The sequence below is a fragment of the Flavobacterium ovatum genome, assembly GCF_040703125.1.
Lineage (GTDB): Bacteria > Bacteroidota > Bacteroidia > Flavobacteriales > Flavobacteriaceae > Flavobacterium > Flavobacterium ovatum.
On record NZ_CP160035.1, the window covers coordinates 2,416,195 to 2,442,002 of the forward strand.

Sequence of the window (25,808 nt, forward strand, 5' to 3'; positions counted from 1 at the left end):
TTTAAAAATTTCAAAAAGCTGTATATTGGCACGTTTTGAAACTAATATAATATTTAATATAACAACTTATGTCTGAAGGAGAAAAGGTAATTCCTATTAACATAGAAGATGAAATGAAATCAGCTTACATTGATTATTCAATGTCAGTTATTGTATCTAGAGCACTTCCAGATGTTAGAGATGGTTTGAAACCAGTACATCGAAGAGTCCTTTATGGAATGTATGATTTAGGAGTTTTTTCAAATAAAGCCCATAAAAAATCCGCTAGAATTGTTGGGGAAGTTCTAGGAAAGTATCACCCACACGGAGATACTTCAGTATATGATGCTATGGTTCGTATGGCCCAGGAGTGGAGTATGCGTTATTTATTAGTTGACGGTCAAGGTAACTTTGGTTCTGTGGATGGCGATAGTCCTGCAGCGATGCGTTATACTGAGGCTAGAATGCGCAAGATTTCTGAAGAAATAATGGCCGATATCGAAAAAGAAACTGTTGATTTTCAATTGAACTTTGATGATACTTTATATGAGCCGAAAGTAATGCCAACTCGTGTTCCTACCTTATTGATTAATGGAGCAACGGGTATTGCAGTAGGTATGGCAACTAATATGCCTCCTCATAACCTTACTGAGGTTATCAATGGAACATTGGCCTATATGGACAATAATGACATTGAGATCGATGAATTGATGAATCATATAAAAGCGCCAGATTTTCCTACTGGGGGAGTTATTTATGGTTATGAAGGTGTTCGTGAAGCTTTCAAAACAGGTAGAGGTAGAGTAGTAATGCGTGCCAAAGTTGGTTTTGAAGAAGTAGATGGTAGAGAGTGTATCATTGTAACGGAGATTCCTTACCAAGTAAATAAGGCAGATATGATTAAACGTACTGCTGACTTAGTAAATGACAAAAAAATAGACGGAATTGCGAATATTCGTGACGAATCGGATAGAAATGGTATGCGTATCGTTTATATCTTGAAACGTGATGCAACTCCAAACGTTGTTTTGAATACCTTATATAAGTATACACAATTACAATCTTCTTTCAGTGTAAATAACATTGCATTGGTAAAAGGGCGTCCGCAAATGTTGAATCTGAAAGATATGATTCATTATTTTGTAGAACACCGTCACGATGTTGTTACACGTAGAACACAATTTGAACTGAAAAAAGCCGAAGCAAGAGCGCATATTTTAGAAGGTTTAATTATTGCTTCAGATAATATAGACGAAGTTATTGCTTTAATAAAAGCTTCGAAGAGTACTGAAGAAGCAAGGGAAAAATTAATCGAAAGATTCAAACTATCTGATATTCAATCTCGTGCAATTGTAGAAATGCGTTTGCGTCAATTAACAGGTCTAGAACAAGACAAGTTAAGAACAGAGTACGATGAAATCATGAAGTTAATAGAGCATTTAAGAGCTTTATTAGCAGATGTAAACTTGAGAATCGCTTTGATTAAAGAAGAACTAGAAGAAATTCGTGAAAAATACGGAGATGAACGTCGTTCTGTTATTGAGTATTCTGGTGGAGATGTAAGTATTGAAGATTTGATTGCAGATGAGAATGTGGTAATTACAATTTCGCATGCAGGATATATCAAACGTACAAACTTGACAGAATATAAAACTCAAAATAGAGGTGGAGTAGGACAAAAAAGTGCTGGAACAAGAGATCAAGATTTCTTGGAGCACATGTTTGTTGCTACTAATCACCAATACATGATGTTCTTTACTCAAAAAGGAAAATGTTTCTGGATGCGTGTTTACGAAATTCCAGAAGGAAGCAAAACAGCCAAAGGTAGAGCAATCCAAAACTTGGTAAACATAGAGAGTGATGATAAAGTGAAAGCTTTTATTTGTACTCAAGATCTTAAAGATAAAGACTATATTACTTCTCATAACTTAGTTATGGTAACTAAAAAAGGGCAGGTTAAGAAAACTTCTTTAGAGAAATATTCTAAACCTAGAGTTAATGGAGTTGCTGCAATTACTATTAAGGAAGGGGATGAGTTGTTAGAAGCTAAATTAACAAATGGGGATAGCCAAATTATACTTGCTGTTAAGTCTGGAAAATTAGTTCGTTTTGAAGAAACTAAAACACGACCAATGGGAAGAACAGCTTCTGGAGTACGTGGAATCTCTCTTAAAGATGATAATGATGAAGTGATTGGCATGGTTACTGTTGCTAAGGATGCAGTAAACGATACTCAAGTTTTAGTGGTTACTGAAAATGGATACGGAAAACGTACTAAATTAGTAGATGATGATGGAGAGGATGTTTATCGTATTACCAACCGTGGTGGAAAAGGGGTAAAAACACTTAATATCACCGAAAAAACTGGGCCGCTAATTTCTATTAATGCCGTGACTGATGCTGATGATTTAATGATTATTAATAAATCAGGATTAACAATCAGAATGGCTATTGAGGATTTACGCGTTATGGGACGTGCTACTCAAGGTGTGAAATTAATTAACTTAAAAGGTAAAGATTCTATTGCTGCAGTTACTAAAGTAATGAAAGACGATGCCGAAGAAGTTGTTGTTGATGAAGATGGTAATGTTATTGAAGTAGAAACAATCGAAAGGGTTAAGCCTGTTTTAGAGGTTTTAGAAGACGAAGGTTCTGATGACGATGATGATTCTGATGATGACGAAGTTGAAGATGAAGAAATTGACGATGATTCAGAAGATGATGAGTCTTAATAACCAACTGAAAACAAACTAACTAATTTTAAAATAATTTATTATGAAAGCTAATAATGTATTACTGACATCAGCTTTATTGATATCGGTAGCTGCTTTTGCTCAAAAAGATCAATTAAAAGCAGTAGAAAAAGCGATTAAAAAAGGAAATATGCAAGAAGTTCCTAATTTGTTAAATCAAGTAGAGCCTCTGCTGTCTAATGCTTCTGATGCTGAAAAAGCACAGTATTATTATTTGAGAGAAACTGTGTATATGGACGCAGCTGATAAAAATGTTGATGTAGATAACAATTTATCTTTGGCAGTAAAAGCAGCTCAGGAAGTAATTGCAATTGAAAAGAAGTCTGGAAAGATGGAGTACACAAATGAAGTACTAAAGACAATTTCAAAAGTAAAAGATAAATTAATAAACGGAGCAATTGAAGATTCTAAGATTGAAAAGTATAAAGAGGGAGCGGCTAAGTTATCTGAGGCATACCAATTAGATAAAAAAGATACTCTGAATTTGTATTATGCTTCAAGTTTTCAGTTAAATGGTAAAGATTTCGATGGTGCTCTTGTGAGCCTGCAAGAGTTAAGAAGATTAAACTTTACCGGTAAGTCTAAAAGCTTTGTTGCTACCAGTTTGATTTCTAATAAAGAAGAAGCGTTTCCTTCTAAAGAAGAAAGAGATAGAATGGTGAAATTGAAGACACATTCGAAGCCAAGAGTTGAAGTAGTAGCTTCAAAACAAGGTGAAATTGTTAAAAATATCGCCTTAATTTTAGTACAACAAAAGAATATTGAAGAAGCTAAAAAAGTTATTGTGGAGGCTAGAACTTTAAATCCAGAGGACACTTCTTTGGCTATGACGGAAGCTAATTTATATTTAGAAACTAAGGATTTTGTTTCCTATAAAAAATTGGTTACTGAAATTTTAGCAAAAAAACCAAACGATGCTGATTTGTTATTTAACTTAGGAGTTGTAAGTGCAAATGCAAAGAATAAGGAAGAGGCTGAAATGTATTACAAGAAAGCTATTGAGGTAGATCCTAAATACATGAATGCTTATATCAATCTGGTAGGTGTAAAGTTAGAAGCTGAAACACCACTTAATACGGAGATGAATAAATTAGGTACTTCTGATAAGGACAATAAAAGATACGAAGTGTTGAAGGGAGAAAAGAAAAAGATTTATCAAGGTGTAATTCCGTTTTTGGTAAAAGCTTTGGAAATTGACCCTGCAAATAAAGATATTGCGACCACACTTATTAGTGTTTATGGTGCTTTAGAAATGTCTGCTGAGAAAAAAGCATTGAAACAAAAAATGGGTATGTAATTTTTTTTTATACTAAAAAACCGCTTAGATTATTTTCTAAGCGGTTTTTTGTTGTTGTTTAGCGAATTATTTATTCCAGATTTCCCAAGATTTTTCAGCTTGTAATTCAAGCATTCTTAATCCATTTTTAATTTTAGCTCCTTTTGCCTTCGCGTTTTGAAGAAATTTAGTTTCAGCTGGATTATAAATTAAGTCGTAAGCGATATGTTTATCTGTGAAATAATCATAAGGAATCGCAGGGCTAGCATCAATGTCAGGACTCGTTCCTACGGGTGTGCTGTTGATGATAATGTGGTATTGATTAAATGTCTCTTCGTTTATTTGACTATAGTCAATAGTGTTCTCTTTATTGCCACGAGATACAAAAGTATATTCAATGCCTAGTTCTTCTAATGCGAAAGCTACACCTTTAGATGCCCCGCCAGTTCCTAGAATTAACGCTTTTTTGTGATGTGGCTGCAATAGTGGTTGTAATGACTTTTTAAATCCATAATAATCAGTGTTGTAGCCTTTTAATTTTCCGTTTTTGGTTATTTTAATGGTATTTACAGCGCCAATTAAAGCCGCTTTTTTTGATAATTTGTCCATATATTGTATGACAACTTCTTTGTAAGGTATGGTTACATTGATACCTCTTAATCCAGAGTGATTGTTCTCAATGATACTCGGGAATTCAGTAATTTCAGGAATATCAAAATTTTCATAGCTACATCCTTCGTAATTACCAGATTCAAATTTTTCTTTGAAATATCCTCTAGAAAAGGAGTAACTAATGTTTTTTCCTAATAAACCAAAACGTTTTTTTTGAATCGTAATCATTATTCTTTTTTATGTTTGTCAATATAGTTTCGCACACTTTTTTTAGTCCAAACGACAGGGAATAGATCTTCTAAAATTATATAATTATCAAAATTAAGACGCAAAGCATTACTTAAGTGAAATTTTGCTTTGGTAGTATCTTGAATCATAAAATACAATCCGGCTAATCGATATTCAATTTCGTTTGATTCAGGGTAAAATTCGGTCGCTTGTAAAAGTGTTACTATAGCTCCATCAAATTCGCCTAAAAACTGCAATAAATCTACCCAAAACAACCAAGTGTCAAGTTCAGTGTCACCAAATTCCACTGCTTTTCTGTAGCCAAATTCAGCTTCTTCAAAAAAGTTCATTTGTTTATTGATAGTAGCATATCGTTTCCAATAGAGTTTGTTTTGGTTGTCAATGGCCAAAGCTTTGTTGGCATAAAATAGTGCCTTTTGGAAATTATTTTGACGAACGTAAAAATCAGTAATGGCAATCCATCCTTTGTCTAAAAGGGGATCTTCATGTACGGTTTCATTATAAAATTTTAAAGCTAGTGCTGTATTTCCAAGTTTTTCATGGCATTTTCCTGTTCTCAACAAGGCATATGAAGTGGCATCGTCTAATTCTAATGTACGATTGTAGCTTTCTATGGCTTTTTCATATTGGTTTAAGCGTTCATAAGCTTTAGCCTTCTCCATATGTGCACCTAAGAAGTCTTCGTCAATTAAGGTAGCGTATTCAAAAGCGCGGATAGCTTCGTCGTATTGTCTTAATCCATAATGTAAGCGTCCTTTTTGATGCCAAGCAATTTCGCTATATGGATTTTTTTCAATATATTGGTTGAGATATTCAATGGCTTGAGTATGTTGGTCTAAAAATTCAAAACAATAAACCACGTTATATAAAGCTGTTTGATCTTCAATATCTTCCTCCAAACATTTTATAAAGCTATTTTTAGCGTCTTCTAGATTATCCATAAAAAGATACTCCATACCCATTAAATTATATACATCAGCATAATCATCAGTATGTTCTAAAGCCATTTTGAGATAGTCTACAGCTTTTTCATGTTGGTCTCTTTTAGAGCATATATTAGCTTTTTGGATATAAATTTCCTCGTTGTTAGGCTCTATTGCATAGAGTTCGTTTAGTAATTTTTCGGCAATATCAAGCTTGTCCTCAAAAATAAGCATTTCGACTTGCACCAATTTCAAACCAGTTGATTTAGGGTGTTGGTCTAAGGCCAATTTAAGGGCTTTTTTAGCTAATGCTGGCTTACCCATATCCAAATAGTGAAGGATAATTTCCTCAAATTCTTCAGAGTCAAAAAAAAGAACTTTATTAGTTTTTAACATGGACTCGAATTTGGAAAGCGATAAGTTATAGTTTTCTTCTTCGTCACTTAGTTGCATACTGTTGTTGTTTAGAATTTAGCCTATTTAAAGTTAGGTATCATTACTTTTATGAGGAAGAAAATCTTGAATTGTTGTCAACAATTTAATTAACAATTTGAAGTGTAATAAATTAGTAATAATGTTATTATTTTTTAGTAATTTTTTCCTGTTGTAAAGCCACTTCGTTCATCACGTCTATCAATATCGAACAACCCTCACGAATTTCTTCTTCAGAAATAGTCAAAGGAGGAGTGATTCGTATAGCGCAACTTTCAAAGAGTAACCAAAATAAAATTAGCCCTCTGTCTTGACATCTTAAAATCACTTCATTTGTAATGTCTTCGCTTTTTGTCATAGCAGCAAGCATTAACCCTTTTCCTCTTATTTCTTGTATCAAAGGATGTACCAAAAGTGTTCTGAAAAGCTTTTCTTTTTCTAAAGCCACTTCCATGAGATTGGTTTCTGTTAATTCTTGCAAAGTCGCTAAACAGGCTGACGCAATGACAGGATGACCGCCAAAGGTAGTGATATGGCCTAGTTTCGGATTATGAGTCAATAAATCCATCATTGCTGTAGAGGCAGTAAAAGCACCTACGGGCATTCCGCCCCCCATGCCTTTGCCCATTACTACTATATCAGGTACAATATCATAGTTTTGAAATCCAAATAATTTCCCAGTTCTACCAAAACCAGGTTGTATTTCGTCTAAAATTAATAATGCCCCTACTTCGGTACAGCGTTGACGTACTTTTGTTAGAAAATTATTCTCAGGTTGGATAAAACCGGCACCACCTTGAATGGTTTCTAATAAAATCCCAGCTGTTTTAGTCGTTATTTTTTCTAGATCTGCTTCATTGTTAAAGGTAATGAAATTAATATCAGGAAGTAAAGGGCGAAAGGCTTGCTTGCGTTCCTCGCATCCCATTACACTCATAGAACCCATTGTGTTTCCATGGTAAGCGTTGTGACACGAGATTAACTGACTTCGACCAGTAACACGCTTGGCTAGTTTTAAAGCACCTTCTATGGCTTCGGTTCCTGAATTGACTAAATAGGTTTTATCTAAAGGAGCGGGTAGGAGAGATGCCAATAGCTTACAGTATTCTACCGCTGGACTTTGTGAATATTCACCGTACACCATAACGTGAGAATATTTGTCTAATTGGTCCTTAATGGCTTGATTTACTCTAGGATGTTGATGTCCTAATGTACAAGCCGAAACTCCCGCAACAAAATCTAAATACCTCTTGTTATTAGTGTCGTAAATATAAGAGCCTTTTGCATATGAAACTTCCATCCCTAAAGGATAGGGTGATGTTTGAGCTTGATATTTTATAAAATCTGAATTCAATATTTTTTTATTTAACCACAAAGATCACAAAGTATATTACTAAGATCACAAAGTTTTTTATTTTAATATGCACTAAGAACTAAATTATAATCACTAATTCTTATTTTTTCTTTTTCTTCTTGTCGTAATCCAAAGTTTCCTTTCTGATTTTCATCGGGACGCTTATTTTTGCTTTGTCAATTTCGCCTTCTTTGACTAACTGATTATTCATTTCGTTGTCTTCTTCTGAGAAGATATCATCTTTGGATTTAATACGTTCTTCTCCTCTCCAGTTGAGACCTCTAAGTTTTCTTGCATTTTCTGGTAATTCTTCCTCGGGATAAATATTTCCATCGACTTGGTTGTAGAAAGTAATAGTCTCAGTGGTATTGTTCTCCATAATCATGTTGATTTTACTGCTTACATTTTTATTAATACCAATTAATTCCTGAGCATCATTTCGCATGTAATAAATTACTTCGGCATTTTTGACAATATCGACTTCATGAAGCTTTCCTTCTCTAAATTTTCCGTATAAATTCAGTCCTTTGACCTGATTGTATCCTGTTCCTAAAGTATCTTTGGAAACTAAAAAAGTATTGTTCAGTACTTTTAAAGAATCTAGTTTTTGGGTTTGATTATCTCCAATAAGATGCATGATGTCACCGGTAATTTGGTTTTCTCCATTCCATAAAATAGGATTTCCAATCAATTTAGTCAGAGCCTCTTTAGAACTGGAATGTAACGAATCACATTTTCCGCTCATATCCGTTTTGTAAAACCGAACGTTATTAAAAGCACGAATAACTCGGTTGCCTTCAGGACCTGTAACCATTAGTCTTTTTCCATGAATGTAAACAGAATCATTATCAACCAGATTAATAGCTACTGCTCTTTTGGTTACAAAAAGAGAATCTTTTTTCTTGTACATTTCAGCATAATGTCCTTTTATGATCCCTTTATTTATGGTGTCTGTGATTTTTACATTCCGTGTCGCTGATGCAAATTCCTTATTTCGGTCATAATATAAACTATCCCCTTCAATAAGTCGGTCATCGTATCGGATGTAAGACTTCCTTAAAAAATGGGCTAGATTTTTCTTCGTATCATAAAAACCTTTTTCCGTATAAATATAATTGGCTTTACTCGTAATTGTTGAAGGCCCAAATAGATACGAGTGCCCAGAATTACTAAAATAATCCAAATGATTCGATTTGATTACATAAGTTGGATTGGTAATGGTTACTGCTGTCAAAAACTGAAATTTCTTTTGTGCCACATAGTAGCGACCTGATTTAGATTTCAATGTGTTTTCACGATTTATAATTGTTCCTTGTGTATTGTAATAGACTTCTTGTGTGTTACGGTTAAAGTTAATTGTATCTGTTGCCAAAGTCGCATCTGGAGAACTCATCACGGCATTTCCAGTAGCAAATGCTTGTTTCATGTTTCCGTTATATTCCGCATATTTACTATTTAGGTAAAGGGTATCACCTTGTACAATTTGTACGTTTCCAAAGGCTTTGATGTAATTTTCTTTTTGAAAATAGTACGCTTTATTACACGTTAAAACAATTCCGTCGTGATTGACACTTACATTACCCGTTAATAAAAAAGCATCCGGTATCTCGGTTTCATTTACATCAGCAAAATCCGAATGTTCAATGATTATTTTTTTTGGAGTTTGTGCCACAAGTGAGTGAATACTTAGTACAAACAAGAAACAACTAATAAAAAAATGAAATGGCTTCAATGGAAATATTTTTGTCAAATTTATGAAAAAGGAAGCAATCATAGAGGGAATTGCTTTCAAGTTTTTAAAAGATGTGTATGTGTATGTGATTATTTTATTTTTTTTGCAAAAAACTTAAAACTACTCACACCAATTAGTGCAATTACTCCAAAAATTAGTCCTAAAACAAACTCGCTTGCAACAGATGGTAAATTATCTAGAAAGTGATGTAAATAAGGAATATTATGTTTGAAAATACCTCCCGATACAAGCAATAAAGCGATAGTTCCAATAAAAGCAAGGGATTGAATTACTTTAGGTAAAGCCTGTATTAATAGGTTTCCAATGAATTTGCTAGTACTGTTTTGTTTTTTACTCAAAATAAAACCAAAATCATCCATTCTAACTATGATTGCTACAATGCCATAAACACCCACCGTGGCAAGTATTGCAATGAATGAAACGACTATGACTTGAATCTCAAGTGATGGCAGCTTTTTTTGATCTTGTACAGTTCCTAAAGCAATGATTATGATTTCTATTGAAAGAATAAAATCAGTGATGACGGCAGATTTTATTTTGTTTTTTTCTTCTGCCAAAATTTCGATTTCTGTTAAGTTTTGAATAACAGGTTTTTCGGCAGAATGATGGTGGGGTACAAAGTATTCATATATTTTTTCGACACCTTCGTATGCTAAATAAACCGCTCCTAAGAAAAGGATAATTGTAATGGATACAGGGACAAAATAACTTAATACAAATGCAAGAGGTAGAATAATCAATTTGTTAAGGAAAGAACCCTTGGTGATTGCCCAAAGAACAGGAATTTCCCTAGAGGACACAAATCCAGAAGCTTTTTCGGCATTTACAGCTAAATCGTCGCCTAAAATCCCTGCTGTTTTTTTGGTAGCAATTTTACTCATTACAACCACATCGTCCATCAATGCAGCTATATCATCTAATATTAAAAAAATTCCCGAAGCCATACGTTTTCTGTTGTATTATTTTGAGTCTAAATAAGTTTTGAGTCTAAAACTGCATCAAATTTAGTACAACAAAAGGAGTAATGAAAACATATTTTAAGTTTTAATAATTTGAAAAAATAATTCAAGTCAAAATTGAGTTTTTATATTTTTAATGGAACAGTATAGTTTTAGAAAAAAAAAGTAAATCCATAGAAAGATAGTTTTTAGAAAATAGTATATTTAGAAAATTGAAATAAATACTGTTATTCATTGGTAACAAAAAATACCAAATAATAAAGCAGAGCGCAATTAACTAAATATGAAAAAAGGAGAAGAAAACACAACGGAAACCAAAAAAGTAGTTTATCACGTTTTTACAAGACTTTTTGGGAATACTAATACAACTAATAAGCCTTGGGGAACCATTGAAGAAAATGGAGTAGGGAAGTTCAACGATTTTACACCAAAAGCATTACGAGAAATTAAAAAATTGGGAGTGACTCATATTTGGTACACAGGAGTGCCACATCATGCATTGATTAATAACTATACAAATATTGGAATTTCTAATGATCATCCCACAGTTGTAAAAGGAAGAGCGGGGTCGCCTTATGCTGTTAAGGATTATTATAATGTAAATCCTGATTTAGCCGTGAATCCCGAAAAGCGCTTAGCCGAATTTGAAGCTTTGATTACACGTACACATAAAGCAGGAATGAAAGTAATTATTGATATTGTTCCCAATCATGTGGCTCGTAGATATGAAGGAAAGACAAATCCAAAAGGGGTAAAAGATTTTGGTGCCAATGATGATACTTCAGTAGAATACAGTCGTGATAATAACTTTTATTATATCCCTAATTCACAGTTTGAGTTGCCTGATATTGAAAAGCCTTTGGGTGGAGAATCCAATCCTTTACTGGATGAACCATTTGTAGAAATCCCTGCCAAATGGACGGGAAATGGCTCTAGAATGGCACGTCCAGATAAAAATGACTGGTACGAGACAGCCAAAATAAATTATGGTGTTCGTCCTGATGGTGGATTGGATTTTCCTAATTTACCATGGGGTTATGATACTGAATCTTATGAAAAACATCACGAATTTTGGAAAGATAAAGTAGTGCCTGATTCCTGGTACAAGTTCAGAGACATTGCTTTGTATTGGACTAAAAAAGGTGTGGATGGATTTCGTTATGATATGGCAGAATTGGTTCCATTTGAGTTTTGGAGTTTTATGAATTCGTCTATAAAAATGAAAAATCCAGATGCTTTTTTGTTAGCGGAAGTTTATAATCCGGATGCTTATTATAACTATATCAAAATGGGTAAAATGGATTATCTATATGATAAAGTGGGGACTTATGATAAGTTGAAAGATGTGATTCAAGGGCGTTCATGGCCAGATGAATTGACTCAAATCCAATATGATTTATGGGATGTTAGCCACCATATGTTAAAGTTTTTAGACAATCATGATGAGCAACGGGTAGCAAGTCCTGAATTTGCAGGTTGTGGAGAAAAAGGAAAACCCATGATGGTTATTTCGGCAACGATAAGTTCTGCGCCAGTAATGATTTATTTTGGTCAAGAAGTAGGAGAAGCAGCTAATGAAAATGCCGGTTTTGGAACTCATTCTCGAACTTCAATTTTTGATTATGTAGGTGTTCCGTCTCACCAACGTTGGGTAAATAATGGAGAATTTGATGGAGGACAACTTACTTCTGAAGAAACTTCGCTTCGTGATTTTTACAAACGTTTGTTAAATTTCACTTTGAAAAGTCCAGCATTGATGGGAGATTTTCAAGAAATTCAATTTGCTAACCGTTATCATACACAGGGTTATGATACCGGTATTTATAGTTATACACGTTGGTCTGATACTCAAAAGTTAATTATTGTAGCTAATTTTTCAGCAGATACAACCAGTACATTTGAATTGAAAGTTCCTAATCTTGTAATTGAAAAATGGGGATTAAAGGATGGTAAATACAAATTAACCGATCAGTTATACAAGAAAACAAAATTAATCATGCAGGTTGTAAATGGAGATGGCTTAATTTCAATCCAGTTAGCTCCTTTGGAATCATTTGTGTTAGAGTTACAATAGAGAATTGATTTTACAGATAATAAAAAAAGCTGATGTGTAAATTTACACATCAGCTTTTTTATTATCTGTATTTTCTTCGGGTGGTTGCTAAGTAAGCTTCGTTTATTTTTTTCCAGTTTAGGACGTTATAAAAGGATTCAATGTAGCTTCTACGTCTGTATTGGTAGCCCAAATAGTAAGCATGTTCCCATAAATCTAAAGCAATAATTGGTGTTCCTTGTATTACTGCATTTCGCATCAAGGGGTTGTCTTGGTTTTGAGTGCTTGTTATTTGAAGTTTTCCTGCTTTATCCACAACAAGCCACACCCAAGAGGAAGCAAACTGTTTGCTGGCTTCAGCTGAAAAGTTTATTTTAAAATTTTCATAAGATCCAAAATCTCTATTAATAAGAGAGGCTATTGTGTCAGTAGGTTTCCCGCCAGCATTAGGAGCCATTGATTTCCAATATAAGTTGTGGTTATAATATCCGCCAGCATTATTTCTTAATTCGGAATTATTTAGATCTAGTTTTGCTAAAACTTCCTCAATAGATAAATTTTCTAAACCTGTTCCAGCAATGGCTTTATTAAAGTTGTTGGTATAGGTAAGATAATGTTTAGAGTAATGAGTTTCTAAAGTTAATGGGGAAACTGTTGGCGCAAGGGCATCATATGCATATGGTAATTTATCCATTAAGAAAGAACCTGGTTCAGCTCTAACGTCTTCAGGGAAACCTATGGTAATCTTTTCTTGGGCAGTAGGCAAAGGAACCTCGACTACTTCGGTATATTTTTTTTTGTTACAGGAAATAAAGAAAAGGACTGATAATGTACTTACTATAAAGAAATTATTCGTTTTCATTGGAATTAGGGTTTTCTAAAAGTGAGTTGATGATTTCGATATATCTTTTCTTGGCTTCTGATGTAGAGATATGACTAATTTGCATCCAAGCATTTGTTTTAAATGCGTCTCTTAGATGGAATGTTGCGTTTGCTTGTTTTGATTCAATTGTCCCAAAAGTTGCTTGTTTGTAATAGGCATATAGGCGCAATTGAACGTCTTGTGGTAAAGAGGCTTGACTCATTTCCGAAGCCTTTTGTAATGCCTCTTGGAACTGTATTTCTAGATCTTTTTTACCCATTATTCTTTAGTTGCAATAATTGTTTTTCCTCCTATGGCTTTTTGGTTTAGAACCACATTTAATTTAGTTCCGATAGGTAAAAATAAATCTACTCTTGACCCAAACTTAATAAAACCAGCATCAGTTCCTTGAACGACTTGCATTCCTTCTTGTGCGTAATTTACAATTCTACGTGCTAATGCACCAGCAATTTGGCGATACAAAATAGAACCAAAAGTTTTATTGTCAATAACAATCGTTGTTCTTTCATTTTCTTCACTAGCTTTAGGATGCCAAGCAACTAAAAATTTACCTGGATGGTATTTACTAAATTTGATCAATCCAGTCATCGCGTAACGGGTAACGTGTACGTTGATTGGCGACATAAAAATAGATACTTGTAGGCGTTTGTCTTTGAAATACTCACCTTCGTATACTTCTTCGATAACCACTACTTTACCATCTACAGGAGCCAGAATATGGTTCTCATTGATAATGGCAGATCTTTTAGGGTTTCTGAAAAATTGTAAAATAATGATCAAAATTAAAAGGGCACTAATTTGCATTAGTTTTTTTACCCATTCGATATCAACAATTTGATCCGATACTAATAGTACAGTTACAGTGAAAATAATTCCTAATAAAATGGTCTTGATTCCTTCTTTATGAAACATAATTTAAAATTTGATAAAATAAAAATACAATTGGTGCTACAAATATAACACTATCTAGTCGATCTAGTACGCCTCCATGTCCTGGCATTATTTTTCCGCTGTCTTTAACTTCAGCTACTCGTTTGAATTTGGATTCAATTAAATCACCAATGGTGCCAAAAACGCCAACAATTACGGCAATCACAATCCAAATATACAAATTTGACTCGGCAATTTGAATATAATATTTAGCAATAATATAACTAGCTAATACGGTGAAAAAAACTCCTCCAAAAAAACCTTCGAATGTTTTTTTAGGTGAAATTCGTTCAAATAGTTTAGTTTTTCCTATAGATTTCCCCACGATATAAGCAAAGGAATCGTTAGTCCAAATCAAAATAAAAATACTAATAAGAATTTTAGGGTTGTACCCTGTTTTTCCAAATGGAATTTTAGTAATAATTATAAATGGAAGTATAATGTATCCAATAAGATAAATGTATTTTGATAATGAGTTTATTGTTAATGCTTTACTGTCAAATAAGAAATGAATGCATTTTGCGGATACAAATAATGTTGTGCCTAATACGATTAAATCAAACGTTTTGTTGAATTTAAGAGAAAGTAAAATGCCATTTGTTGCGAAAGTTATACTATAGAAAAAAGCATAACATAGTGTCGCTATCAAAAATGGAGCTATTTTGTTAATTTTTACCAACGAGCAAAATTCAACCGTAGCAGTTAATAGGAATGCACCAAAAAGTATAAAAAAACTTTCTGTAGAATATAAGATGCTAAATATTAATAAAAATACATATACAGCGCCTGACAAAGATCTCTTGAGGGTTTCATTCATTTTAAAGATCTTCTAGAAGCAATAGATAAAGGTTTTTTGCAGAACTTCCATATTGTGTAAAATCTTCTTCTTTTGCTTTTTCAAAATATTTTATGGCTGTAATATTCGTTGGGTAATTCCCTTCGTATTTCTTTTTTATAGCACTAAGACCATCAGTTTTAAAAGCAAGTATTTGACTTGTTTTTGCGAAAATGATGATGTTAGCAGGTAGCTCATGTGGTTTGTGTTGTTTGATTTGTCGAGATGAAAACAAGACAGAACCTTCTTCCGCAATAAGATTTTCACAACCTGAAAATAAAAATTTAGGAACACTAGCTTTTGCGTATGTTAGTTTATTTTCATCCAAGATGTTAAATAGATTGGACTCATAACAGAGGACTTCACTTTCGTACCAATCATTTTCTTCTAATATGTTTTCAAATTGGTCTTTAACTTCTTCTTGGTTTTCGCAATATAAAAATTTACCACCATTTTTTTTAAAATTATACATGAACTGCTCATCTATAGTCATGTTTTTTTCAGAAAAAGAATTTTCATTTTCTTTGTCATTATCTTCTTCTGAAGCCGGACTACTAGAACCAAAAAGTTTACTGAAAATACTCATATTATAAAAAGGGGCTTTATTTGTTATCTGAAAAACGTTCAAAGATAAAAAAATCTTAATTCAAAAGTGTTTTTTGAATTAAGATTTTAAAATTATTTATAAATAAAGTCTTTATTAAGACACTACTTCCCCTAGATTTTTGTCAAAAGTTCTTTTTCCAAATATTGTTTCTAAGTCATCTTTGAAAATCACTTCTTTTTCAATCAAGATAGCAGCAAGGTCATTCAGTTTATCTTTGTTTTCTTCTAAAATAGCAATAGCCCTTTGGTATTGACTTTCAATAAGTAAGGATATTTCGCTGTCAATGATCTTAGCAGTTTCTTCAGAATACGGTTTTGCGAAATTGTATTCGTTTTGGCCTGTTGAATCATAATAAGTAACATTTCCTATTTTGTCATTCAAGCCATATATAGTAACCATAGCACGAGCTTGTTTGGTTACTTTCTCTAAGTCACTTAAAGCTCCTGTAGAAATTCGGTTAAAAATCACTTTTTCTGCCGCTCTACCACCCATTGTAGCACACATTTCGTCTAGCATTTGATCTGGACGAACAATTTGGCGCTCTTCGGGTAAGTACCAAGCCGCTCCTAAACTTTGACCTCTAGGAACAATAGTTACTTTGATTAGTGGGGCAGCATGTTCTAGCATCCAACTTACTGTGGCGTGTCCTGCTTCGTGAATAGCAATTGCTTTCTTTTCTTCAGGAGTTACAATTTTGTTTTTCTTTTCTAGACCTCCCACGATACGATCTACAGCATCTAAGAAATCTTGTTTGTCAACTGCTGTTTTGTTGTAACGTGCAGCAATCAAAGCTGCTTCATTACATACGTTAGCGATATCTGCTCCAGAAAAACCAGGTGTTTGTTTGGCTAAAAAGTCTAAATCAAGACCTTCTACTTTTTTCAATGGTGCTAAATGCACTTTGAAAATTTCGGCACGCTCGCGAATGTCTGGTAAGTCAACAAAAATTTGTCTGTCAAAACGTCCGGCACGCATTAAAGCTTTATCCAGAACGTCCGCTCTGTTAGTTGCTGCTAATACAATTACATTTGTATTGCTGCCAAAACCATCCATTTCTGTTAGTAATTGGTTTAATGTGTTTTCACGTTCGTCATTACCACCTGACATATTATTTTTCCCTCTCGCTCTACCAACAGCATCAATTTCATCAATAAAAATGATAGAAGGCGATTTTTCTTTAGCTTGTTTAAATAGGTCACGTACTCTAGAAGCACCAACACCTACAAACATTTCCACAAAGTCAGAACCGGATAAAGAGAAAAACGGTACTTGAGCTTCACCAGCGACAGCTTTCGCTAATAAAGTTTTACCTGTTCCAGGTGAACCTACTAGTAAGGCTCCTTTAGGGATTTTACCTCCCAAATTGGTGTATTTTTCAGGATTTTTCAAGAATTCTACAATTTCTTGTATTTCTTCTTTAGCTCCTTCAAGACCAGCAACATCTTTAAAAGTTGTTTTTACATCTGTTTTTTCGTCAAAAAGTTTGGCTTTTGATTTGCCAATGTTGAAGATTTGACCTCCGCCACCTCCGCCACCACCTGACATTTTACGCATGATAAACAACCATACTCCAATGATGATGATGATAGGTAATAAACTGATGATGATATCAGACCAATTGCTTTTAGCTAAAAAGTTAAAATCTTTTAGTTTTCCTTCTTCAACAGCTTTTTCTAACTTGGTTTGAAAAATTTGATCGTTTCCAATCTCAAAAGTATATTGAGGACCTTTGGTATTTGGTCTGTCAAATAGGTCTTTTGATACTTTTTTATGTTCAGCAAGTTTTAAAGCATCTGCTTTTAAGAAAACTTCTGCTTCTGATTTGTTGTAAACAATTACTTTGTCAATTTGCCCTTTATCTAAAAAAACATTGAATTTAGATGAAGTCAATTGAGCAGGTTCTTGAATATTTGAACCACCAGTTACGAAACTAATAAATAAGAAAATAAGTAATATGGCCGTATAAACTAACCAAGGGCTTACTTTAAATTTATTTGGAGTTGGATTATTATTTTTTGCCATTCTATATTTTTGTCTTTTAGTATTTGTTTTCTATAGTAGTGATTTTAGCATCGCCCCATAGACTTTCAATATTATAATATTCTCTGATATGTTTTTGGAAAACATGTACTACAATATTAACATAATCCATAAGAACCCACTCAGCGTTATCTGTTCCCTCGATATGCCATGGCTTATCTTTTAGTTCCTTAGATACTGTTTTTTGGATGGAGTTTACAATGGCGTTAACCTGAGTATTTGAATTTCCGTTACAAATAATAAAATAATCACAAACGGAAGTATCTATATCTCTTAAATCAAGAATATCTATGTCATTACCTTTTACTTCTTCTATTCCTTTTATGATGTTCGCTAAGAGATCATCATTATTTACTGTTTTTTTTGCCATGAATTATTTTATGTGTGTAAGTTCGCAAAGTTATCATTTTTTGTCATTATTTTTGAACCTTAACATAATATTAAATTACGTCTGTCAAATAATAACTAATGAAACTAATCAAACTCAATGCCATAGATTCTACAAATGATTTTCTCAAAGCCTTAATAATAAAGGAAAAGGTTGAAAACTTCACCGTTGTTACAACCGAAAGACAGACAAATGGAAAAGGACAAATGGGGTCTATTTGGGAAACAGAAGAGGGTAAGAATCTCATAATGAGTGTTTTTGTTAAGGATTCTATTTCAGGTGTTGATGAGATATTTAATTTAAATGTAACCGTTGCAGTTTCCATAATTCAAGCCCTAGAAACTTTTAAGATCCCTCAATTGAGTATTAAATGGCCTAACGACATTATGTCATATCAATTTAAAATAGGTGGCATTTTAATAGAAAATAGCCTAAAGCCAGATGGAAACGTTCATTCTGTTATCGGTTTGGGGTTGAATGTTAATCAAATTAAATTTGATCATTTACCCAAAGCTTCCTCTTTATCGGTAATTTGTAAAAAGGAATTTGATAAAGTGGCCATTTTACAAGCGATTATTGAAAAAATAAAAGAAAACGTAATACTCCTTTCTGAAAATCCACTAACAATTTGGAAGACCTATTCGGGTTTACTATTCAAAGTAGGAATTCCAATGGCTTTTAAAAATAGTAGAACTCACCAAAATTTTATGGGTATTATCCAAGGTGTTGATTCAAATGGTCAACTTCAAGTACAATTAGTAGATGACAGTATTGCAAACTACGGAGTTAAAGAAATTCAAATGCTATATTAGGAAATTTAAATTATCTTATAAACAACAATTCCCTTTTAGTCAAAACTAAAAGGGAATTGTTGTTTATAATGTATGGTTGTTTATAGTTTACCCATATTACCAGCCAATGTTTCAATTAATTTACTAATAGGACCTTTAACCATCATTGCCATCATGGCGTTAAATTCGCCTTCAAAATCAAATTTAATAGCACTTGAGTTATCAGAAATACTATCAATGTTAGCTACTAAAGTAAACGGTAGTTTTCCTGATGCAGCCACTAATACAATTTTATTTGGAGCAGTTTTTTCTTTTATTTTAAGATGGATTTCAGGCATACCTTTCAGGCCAAAAATAAAAGATTCATTTTCAACTACTTCAAATTTAGCGATGTTTTCAGGCATTAATTTTTTAAAATTGTGGACATCTGTCAACAAATTAAATAATTCTTGAGCTGATTTTTCAACAGTTACTTTTGGGCTTTTTAGATTCATCTTAAATTATTTTTCTATGACTACATTCCATGTTGATGGGGTAACGCTCCATTCTCTCAAAGTGGTCTCTTCTTTCTCTGTAATATAACTTTTAGCTACCGCAAGATTTAATAAATTTTGGTAGTTACTCAGTGTATATAAATCAATATTTGCCGATTTAAAGTTTTGTTCCGCAACATCAAAACCATAAGTAAAAATTGCTGCCATCCCTTTAATGTTTGCGCCAGCAGCTCTTAAGGCTTCTACTGCCATCAAACTACTGTTTCCAGTACTGATTAAATCTTCTACAACAACAACATTTTGTCCTTTTTGTAAAAAACCTTCCACTTGGTTTTGACGACCATGCTTTTTAGCTTCTGGTCGCACATATACAAATGGTAACCCCAAGCTTTCGGCAACGAGCATACCAATTCCTATGGCTCCAGTTGCAACACCAGCAATAACATCAGGTTTTCCAAATTGTTTTTCAATGTTCTTAGAAAATTCATCTCTTACATAATTTCTTATGGCTGGAAAGGATAGAATTAATCTATTATCGCAATAAATTGGCGATTTCCATCCTGAAGCCCATGTAAAAGGATTTCCTGGATTCAATTTAATTGCATTTATTTGTAAAAGCAATTCGGCTGTCTTTTCGGCTGTTTCTTTATTAAAAATCATATTACAAATGTATAAAGTTTTTGTGAACGACAAACCACTTTTTTTGACAAATAAAATATCAAAAGAAACCGATTTTCAATTATTTCTCCTTGAAAGTATTGATATTAAGCAACTTATTGTCAAAATTTTTCAAAATAAAATTCAAAAAGCCTATCTCTATCATCCTGATGAGAGCGAAATTTTGAAAACTTTAAAGACGAAAATTCCTGTAAATAAAGCAGGTGGAGGCTTGGTCTACAATAAAAAAGGGGAAGTTCTTTTTATTTTTAGGAACGGAAAATGGGATTTACCCAAAGGTGGTACAGAAAAAGGAGAAGATATTGAGCAAACTGCCATGCGTGAGGTCGAGGAGGAGACTGGAGTCAATCAATTAAGAGTAACTAATAAGCTTCAAAAGACCTATCACGTTTTTAAACGTAATGGTATTTATAAGTTAAAGATTACGCATTGGTTCGAAATGCAATCCGACTTTGAAGGGGTTCCAGTAGGACAATTAGACGAAGGAATCGAAAAAGTAGCTTGGATTAACCCAAATGACATTCCAGACGTGTTGAAAAATTCCTACGAAAATATTAAATTATTGTTTGAAGAAGAAAAAAAGATAAATATTTAAAATTTTTTTGGGCGTACCACCAGTCAGAAAAAAGGGCTAATTAATTTTGCAATTAGGAGCCCTTTTCTCTGGTTGCTGTCGTGCTATGCGCTCCGCCGTGGCGGATTGCTTCTATCACTCACGTGGAAAATGCCTAGACCAATTTTGTGTCCTTAATTCCATTCTAATTGTTTTCGTTCTGACCAATAATCAGTGGATTTAACACCAAAAAATTGAAGTTGCTTTAATTCTTCATCAGATAATTTAAAATCATTTACTTTCCAGTTTTCTTGCAGTTGATGCGTATCTCCTGCACCACTTAATATCATAAAAGGTTCAGTTGTTTGCATACAAAAACGCAATGCAACGGCATCAATACCAACCCTGTATTTAGTGGCAAGTTGTTCCAATAATCCATACATTTTTTGATAATGCGGAAAATTTGTATTAGGTAAAAGTCTGCCATTAGCCAACCCTTCTTTAATGATAATTCGGCTGCCTTTCTCTTTTAGAATATCCAAAATACTTGATAAACTTTGTTCTAATATGTTATACGTAACTTGAAATACATCAAAAAGAGGTTGATTGTCTATATTGATTTCCATCGCTTTTTTCAAAACATCCACTTGATTATCGCCTGAAGTCGTTATTCCAATTCGGATATCATAGTCTGATTTTATTTGGGCTAATTTTTGTAAAACAGCTTCGTTTTCTAAAACTCCTGTGTCAAAAGTGGCGGAATGAATTTGTAAAGTGGTGAGGTTTGGTAACAATTCCTTCGAAACTTCCCATTGTTTGATCAGTTGTTCTAAGCTGTGATCTTTCACTTCATGAATAGTTGCGCTAGGATCAAAATTAGCGGTATAAACATAGCCCCACTTGGTCGCTACTTCTATCATTGGATCATTCTTAGTTTTTACCCAATCCAGCAATAATTGTTCTGCCAGTCCATACCCAGGAGCGGTGTCGTAATAGCGAATCCCTTTTTTATAAGCGATTTCCAAAACGGCAATTCCTTTGGATTTGAAGTTTTCTAAGTCAAAAGGTTCTCTTTCTTTATTTTGGATATTTATATATAAAGGGCGACCTATGGCTGCCGTTCCTAATCCTAATTGAAGTGTATTCATTTCTTTTTTTTTCAAATATATTTAAAATAAAGCCTTTAATAAAGGATTCTAAACAGTTTGATACGATTTTGTGTTTCAAATTCGCTAATTATAATTTCAGAACGAAAAAATTCGTGGAATTATTCTTTTCTACGTTTTAAAATTAGTGCAAATTGGTGTAATTCGTGTCCAAAAAATAATGCTGTGTTTGCGCTGAGATTCTACAAAGTACTCAATCTCTGCCAATATTTTTAACTACCTTTGCCTAAATTATAAAAATGAATCCAAAGCACCTTCCACAAAATATTCTTAAAAATTTAGGAATAGAACAACTAAACGAAATGCAAGAAATGGCACAAGATGCTATTTTACATGATAATAATATATTGTTATTGTCACCTACGGGTTCTGGAAAAACATTAGCTTTTTTGTTGCCTGTTTTGGAGTTGTTGCAACCTGAGATTTTGTCTGTTCAATGTCTGATACTTGTTCCTTCACGTGAGTTAGGATTACAAATAGAACAGGTTTGGAAAAAAATGGGAACGGATTATAAAGTGAATGTATGCTACGGTGGACATTCTATAGATACTGAAATTAAAAACTTAAGCAATCCACCAGCTGTTTTAATTGGAACTCCTGGGCGTATTGCAGATCATATAGAAAGAGGAACTTTTCGTTTGGATAAAATCCAAACCATGATTTTGGATGAATTTGACAAGTCGTTGCAATTGGGCTTCCATGAGCAAATGTCTTTTATCATTGGGAAATTACCAAAGTTGAATAAACGCGTTTTAGTATCCGCAACTTCTGATATTGAGATTCCAAAATATACAAGAGTTGTCAATCCTACTATTTTAGACTTTATTCCTGAAGAGGAAGAAAATGATAGCAATCTTGCCATGCGATTAGTGGTTTCTAAGGAAAAAGATAAAATTGGGACTTTGTTCAATTTGATTTGTTCGTTAAAATCCGAGTCGGCGATTGTTTTTTGCAACCATCGTGATGCAGCAGAACGCATTAGTGATACACTAAACGAAAAAGGAATTTATGCTACATATTATCATGGTGGGATGGATCAAGATGAGCGTGAGCGTGCTTTGATTCAGTTTCGTAATGGTAGTATGAGTTATTTAATCACTACTGATTTAGCCGCCCGTGGTTTGGATATTCCAGAGATGAACCACGTAATTCATTATCATTTGCCTTCTAAAGGGGATGAATTTACACATCGTAATGGACGTACTGCACGTATGTTAGCCTCAGGGACAGCCTATATTTTGACACATGACAGTGAGAAAAAAGCAGATTATTTAGATTATTCGATTCCGGTTTTGGAAGTAGAAATTGCTAAAAACATCCCAAAACCGCCACAATTTCAAACGATTTACATCAGTGGTGGAAAGAAAAATAAATTAAATAAAATTGACATCGTAGGTTTCTTTTCTCAAAAAGGAAAACTAGAAAAAGGTGATTTAGGTTTAATCGAGGTGAAAGATTTTATTTCATTCGCAGCAGTAAAATTCGGAAAAGTACAGGAACTTTTGAAAAATATTCGAGACGAAAAAATGAAAGGTAAAAAATTCAAAATTGAAGTCGCTAGAAAAGTGATTAAGAAAGTAGAGGAGGAGAAGTAGGTTTCAGTGTTCAGCTTACAGTGATTGTGGTGAGAAAGTATTCAGTCTCAGTTTAAAGTAAATAAAAAACGTTAGTAGAAATTTTCTGCTAACGTTTTTATGATTTTTCATGTAATATCATTCTGAGTCAGAAAACTGATCACTAAAATATCCACAATTTAAATAAACTGAACACTGAATACTGGAACTAAGTTTTCTTTACGTATTGCGTTATAATCACAATCGTTTGGCCATCTACTTTTCCTTCAATGTATTCGGCGTTTTCGTGGTCTAAGCGGATGTTCCTTACTGCTGTTCCTTGTTTGGCAACCATGCTAGAACCTTTTACTTTTAAATCCTTGATCAAAACTACAGAATCTCCGTGTTCTAGGATCACTCCGTTACTGTCACGGTGAATGATTTTGTTTTCGTCTTCTTCGCCTTCACCTGTAGCTTGTGCCCAAGCCAAAGTATCTTCGTCAAAATACATTTGTTCCAATAATTCCTGTGGCCATCCTGTTGAACGCAAACGGCTCAACATTCTCCATGCTACAACCTGAACGGGAATGTGCTCGCTCCACATGCTGTCATTAAGACATCTCCAGTGGTTTAGGTCTTCGTTTCCTGGGGTTTCAATTTGGTCAATACAGGTTGAACAAGCAAAAATACTTTCGTCTAGTCCTCCTTTTTGAGTTGGTAATACGGCGTATACTTTAAGGTTTTCTGTTGCGGCGCAAAGTTCGCATTGGGATCCACTGCGTTTGTTTAATTCTCTATCTATGCTCATTGTTTTGTTTTAAGGTAGCTAAGGTACTACCATTTTTAGCCTAATTGATTTTTTGGTGTTATTTTTTGCTTACTATAACTGCTTTCGGAACTAGTTTTTGATACTCTCCGCCATGTCTAATTACGTCACGCACAATGCTCGAACTAATATAAGAAGTGCTGGCAGCGGTCAATAAAAAGACTGTTTCTATTTTTGATAAATCCCTATTGGTATGTGCGATGGCTTTTTCGAATTCAAAGTCGGCGGGATTGCGTAAACCACGAAGAATAAAATCGGCATTTATTTTTTGACATAATTCTATGGTCAATCCTTCGTAGGAAATCACAGAGATTTTAGGTTCGTCTTTGAAGGTTTCCTCAATGAAACGGATTCTTTCTTTGAGTGAGAACATGTATTTTTTTTCGGCATTGACACCAATGGCAATCACGATTTCGTCAAAAAGTGGAATGGCTCTTTTAATGATGTCTTCATGACCGAGGGTTATGGGGTCAAAGGAACCGGGGAATATGGCTTTTCTCATGTTTTTTTTTATATAAACACATAGGTTCATAGGTTTTGTAGCTTAAAAAAAAGACGTTTTACTTAATTTAAGGAAACATTGCTATGAGTTATTATTGTGTTTGTTTTACTATTTGAATATAAAGTTAATCAAATAATGATCAATTAGTTTATCGCCAATTCAATCGCATTACCAAACAAATCTTGTAATGAAATCCCCGCTACTGCGGCTTGTTGCGGTAGTAAACTTTCGTTTGTCATTCCAGGAATGGTGTTCATTTCTAGCATGTGTGGTTCGTCGTTTACGATGATGAATTCTGAACGGGAGAATCCTTTCATTTTTAAAACTTCATAAGCACGTTTGGCGATGGCTCCTACTTTTTCGGTCATTTCATCTGAAATTCTGGCTGGAGTGATTTCTTGCGATTTCCCCAGGTATTTGGCTTCGTAGTCAAAGAAATCATTTTCGGACACGATTTCGGTCATTGGAAGCACGGTTACCGTTCCTTTGTAGTTGATTACACCTACAGAAACTTCGGTTCCGTCAAGGAAGCTTTCGATGATGATTTCGTTATCTTCTTTGTAAGCTGTTTCGATTGCTGTTGGCAGTTCTTCAATCGTTTTTACTTTTGAAATTCCAAAGCTAGAGCCCGCTTTGTTTGGTTTTACGAAACAAGGTAAGCCAACTTTTTTGATGATTTCGTCAATATTGATTTCATCACCCAAATTTAGGTAATAAGAAATAGCTGTTTTGATTCCGTATGGTTTTAGAACCGACAATAAATCTCTTTTGTTGAAAGTCAGTGCAGCTTGGTAATAATCGCATGCAGTTTGTGGCATGTTGATTAATTCAAAATAGGCTTGCATCAATCCATCCTCGCCTGGTGTGCCGTGGATGGCATTGAAAACACAGTCGAAAGTGATTTTGGTCCCATCTACGGTTGTTGAGAAATCGTTTTTGTCGATTGAGTATTCATTATCGTCTGCATCGACATAGACCCATTTTTCTTTGAAGATGTGTATGCGAAATGGATTGTATTTGGTTTTATCTAAATTTTGATAAACTACGTTTCCGCTAATCAAGGAGATTTTGTATTCGCTTGAATAACCGCCCATGATGATGGCAATATTTTTCATTTAGTGCTATTTTTACTTTTGTTGTATGTTCTATTCCAGTTCTAGTTTAAAAAATGAGTTTGTTTTGGAACGAGTATTTTAGCCCCGATAGTAGCGAAAATCCT

Annotated in this window: 24 protein-coding genes; 6 read left to right on the forward strand and 18 right to left on the reverse strand. The window is 33.8% G+C overall.

Going from position 1 to position 25,808, the window contains the following annotated elements; translation table 11 throughout:
* The first annotated feature begins 68 nt into the window (after window positions 1–68).
* Both gyrA and ABZP37_RS10220 read left to right on the forward strand, forming a co-directional pair.
* Entirely contained in the window at window positions 69–2,711 is a 2,643-nt protein-coding gene (gyrA, locus tag ABZP37_RS10215; RefSeq protein WP_366182727.1) for a DNA gyrase subunit A, read from the forward strand.
* A gap of 43 nt (window positions 2,712–2,754) precedes the next feature.
* Window positions 2,755–4,029, forward strand: a complete 1,275-nt coding sequence (locus ABZP37_RS10220; protein ID WP_366182728.1) for a hypothetical protein — start codon at window positions 2,755–2,757, stop codon at window positions 4,027–4,029.
* 66 nt (window positions 4,030–4,095) lie between these two features.
* On the opposite strand, the gene ABZP37_RS10225 is transcribed toward ABZP37_RS10220, so the two are convergent.
* From ABZP37_RS10225 to ABZP37_RS10245, 5 genes are all read right to left on the reverse strand, one after another.
* A complete protein-coding gene (locus ABZP37_RS10225) occupies window positions 4,096–4,848 on the reverse strand; it encodes a shikimate dehydrogenase (protein WP_366182729.1) in 753 nt (250 codons plus the stop codon).
* On the reverse strand, window positions 4,848–6,245 hold the full coding sequence (locus ABZP37_RS10230) for a tetratricopeptide repeat protein (RefSeq protein ID WP_366182731.1): 1,398 nt from the start codon (window positions 6,243–6,245) through the stop codon (window positions 4,848–4,850). The genes ABZP37_RS10225 and ABZP37_RS10230 overlap by 1 nt, the downstream gene beginning before the upstream one ends.
* Before the next feature lie 127 nt (window positions 6,246–6,372).
* Window positions 6,373–7,578 (reverse strand): aspartate aminotransferase family protein, encoded by a 1,206-nt coding sequence (locus ABZP37_RS10235; protein ID WP_366182733.1) that lies wholly within the window; start codon window positions 7,576–7,578, stop codon window positions 6,373–6,375.
* A gap of 100 nt (window positions 7,579–7,678) precedes the next feature.
* Entirely contained in the window at window positions 7,679–9,310 is a 1,632-nt protein-coding gene (locus tag ABZP37_RS10240; RefSeq protein WP_366182735.1) for an OstA-like protein, read from the reverse strand.
* An 89-nt stretch (window positions 9,311–9,399) separates the two neighbouring features.
* On the reverse strand, window positions 9,400–10,275 hold the full coding sequence (locus ABZP37_RS10245; RefSeq protein ID WP_366182737.1) for a DUF808 family protein: 876 nt from the start codon (window positions 10,273–10,275) through the stop codon (window positions 9,400–9,402).
* A gap of 298 nt (window positions 10,276–10,573) precedes the next feature.
* Here ABZP37_RS10245 and ABZP37_RS10250 point away from each other — a divergent pair, with 298 nt between their 5' ends.
* On the forward strand, window positions 10,574–12,364 hold the full coding sequence (locus ABZP37_RS10250; RefSeq protein WP_366182739.1) for an alpha-amylase family protein: 1,791 nt from the start codon (window positions 10,574–10,576) through the stop codon (window positions 12,362–12,364).
* Window positions 12,365–12,425: 61 nt separating this feature from the next.
* Here the strand turns inward: ABZP37_RS10250 and ABZP37_RS10255 are convergent, their stop codons facing one another.
* The 7 genes from ABZP37_RS10255 to rsfS form a co-directional block, all read right to left on the reverse strand.
* The gene (locus tag ABZP37_RS10255; RefSeq protein ID WP_366182740.1) at window positions 12,426–13,205 is read right to left on the reverse strand and encodes a superoxide dismutase; all 780 of its coding nucleotides are present in this window, start codon (window positions 13,203–13,205) and stop codon (window positions 12,426–12,428) included.
* Complete coding sequence (locus ABZP37_RS10260; RefSeq protein WP_366182741.1) at window positions 13,192–13,485, reverse strand: acyl-CoA-binding protein; 294 nt, start codon at window positions 13,483–13,485, stop codon at window positions 13,192–13,194. The genes ABZP37_RS10255 and ABZP37_RS10260 overlap by 14 nt, the downstream gene beginning before the upstream one ends.
* On the reverse strand, window positions 13,485–14,138 hold the full coding sequence (locus tag ABZP37_RS10265) for a phosphatidylserine decarboxylase family protein (RefSeq protein WP_366182742.1): 654 nt from the start codon (window positions 14,136–14,138) through the stop codon (window positions 13,485–13,487). Before ABZP37_RS10265 ends, ABZP37_RS10260 begins: the two co-directional genes overlap by 1 nt.
* Window positions 14,128–14,973 (reverse strand): phosphatidate cytidylyltransferase, encoded by an 846-nt coding sequence (locus ABZP37_RS10270; RefSeq protein ID WP_366182744.1) that lies wholly within the window; start codon window positions 14,971–14,973, stop codon window positions 14,128–14,130. Before ABZP37_RS10270 ends, ABZP37_RS10265 begins: the two co-directional genes overlap by 11 nt.
* A gap of 1 nt (window position 14,974) precedes the next feature.
* The gene (locus ABZP37_RS10275; RefSeq protein WP_366182746.1) at window positions 14,975–15,577 is read right to left on the reverse strand and encodes a lactate utilization protein B/C; all 603 of its coding nucleotides are present in this window, start codon (window positions 15,575–15,577) and stop codon (window positions 14,975–14,977) included.
* A 114-nt stretch (window positions 15,578–15,691) separates the two neighbouring features.
* Window positions 15,692–17,620 carry an ATP-dependent zinc metalloprotease FtsH gene (ftsH, locus tag ABZP37_RS10280; protein WP_366182747.1) on the reverse strand — a complete coding sequence of 643 codons (1,929 nt, stop codon included), beginning with the start codon at window positions 17,618–17,620 and terminating at the stop codon, window positions 15,692–15,694.
* A 16-nt stretch (window positions 17,621–17,636) separates the two neighbouring features.
* Window positions 17,637–18,008 (reverse strand): ribosome silencing factor, encoded by a 372-nt coding sequence (rsfS, locus tag ABZP37_RS10285; RefSeq protein WP_239866498.1) that lies wholly within the window; start codon window positions 18,006–18,008, stop codon window positions 17,637–17,639.
* Between the two features lie 98 nt (window positions 18,009–18,106).
* Between rsfS and ABZP37_RS10290 the strand changes: the two genes are divergently transcribed.
* Window positions 18,107–18,838 (forward strand): biotin--[acetyl-CoA-carboxylase] ligase, encoded by a 732-nt coding sequence (locus ABZP37_RS10290; RefSeq protein WP_366182750.1) that lies wholly within the window; start codon window positions 18,107–18,109, stop codon window positions 18,836–18,838.
* 80 nt (window positions 18,839–18,918) lie between these two features.
* Here the strand turns inward: ABZP37_RS10290 and ABZP37_RS10295 are convergent, their stop codons facing one another.
* Window positions 18,919–19,311 (reverse strand): SRPBCC family protein, encoded by a 393-nt coding sequence (locus ABZP37_RS10295; RefSeq protein WP_366182752.1) that lies wholly within the window; start codon window positions 19,309–19,311, stop codon window positions 18,919–18,921.
* 6 nt (window positions 19,312–19,317) lie between these two features.
* A complete protein-coding gene (gene pyrE, locus ABZP37_RS10300; RefSeq protein WP_366182754.1) occupies window positions 19,318–19,971 on the reverse strand; it encodes an orotate phosphoribosyltransferase in 654 nt (217 codons plus the stop codon).
* Between the two features lie 7 nt (window positions 19,972–19,978).
* Here pyrE and ABZP37_RS10305 point away from each other — a divergent pair, with 7 nt between their 5' ends.
* Window positions 19,979–20,584, forward strand: coding sequence for an NUDIX domain-containing protein (locus ABZP37_RS10305; protein WP_366182756.1), 606 nt, complete (start codon window positions 19,979–19,981; stop codon window positions 20,582–20,584).
* Between the two features lie 152 nt (window positions 20,585–20,736).
* Here ABZP37_RS10305 and ABZP37_RS10310 read toward each other — a convergent pair whose 3' ends face one another.
* Window positions 20,737–21,690: an aldo/keto reductase gene (locus ABZP37_RS10310; RefSeq protein WP_366182758.1), complete on the reverse strand. Its 954-nt coding sequence runs from the start codon at window positions 21,688–21,690 to the stop codon at window positions 20,737–20,739.
* Between the two features lie 257 nt (window positions 21,691–21,947).
* On the opposite strand from ABZP37_RS10310, the gene ABZP37_RS10315 reads away from it, so the two are divergent.
* Window positions 21,948–23,303 carry a DEAD/DEAH box helicase gene (locus tag ABZP37_RS10315; RefSeq protein ID WP_366182760.1) on the forward strand — a complete coding sequence of 452 codons (1,356 nt, stop codon included), beginning with the start codon at window positions 21,948–21,950 and terminating at the stop codon, window positions 23,301–23,303.
* Between the two features lie 187 nt (window positions 23,304–23,490).
* Here the strand turns inward: ABZP37_RS10315 and ABZP37_RS10320 are convergent, their stop codons facing one another.
* From ABZP37_RS10320 to ABZP37_RS10330, 3 genes are all read right to left on the reverse strand, one after another.
* The gene (locus ABZP37_RS10320) at window positions 23,491–24,069 is read right to left on the reverse strand and encodes a PhnA domain-containing protein (protein ID WP_366182761.1); all 579 of its coding nucleotides are present in this window, start codon (window positions 24,067–24,069) and stop codon (window positions 23,491–23,493) included.
* 58 nt (window positions 24,070–24,127) lie between these two features.
* A complete protein-coding gene (gene coaD, locus ABZP37_RS10325; protein ID WP_366182763.1) occupies window positions 24,128–24,589 on the reverse strand; it encodes a pantetheine-phosphate adenylyltransferase in 462 nt (153 codons plus the stop codon).
* Between the two features lie 143 nt (window positions 24,590–24,732).
* A complete protein-coding gene (locus ABZP37_RS10330) occupies window positions 24,733–25,704 on the reverse strand; it encodes a D-alanine--D-alanine ligase (RefSeq protein ID WP_366182764.1) in 972 nt (323 codons plus the stop codon).
* Window positions 25,705–25,808: the final 104 nt, after the last annotated feature.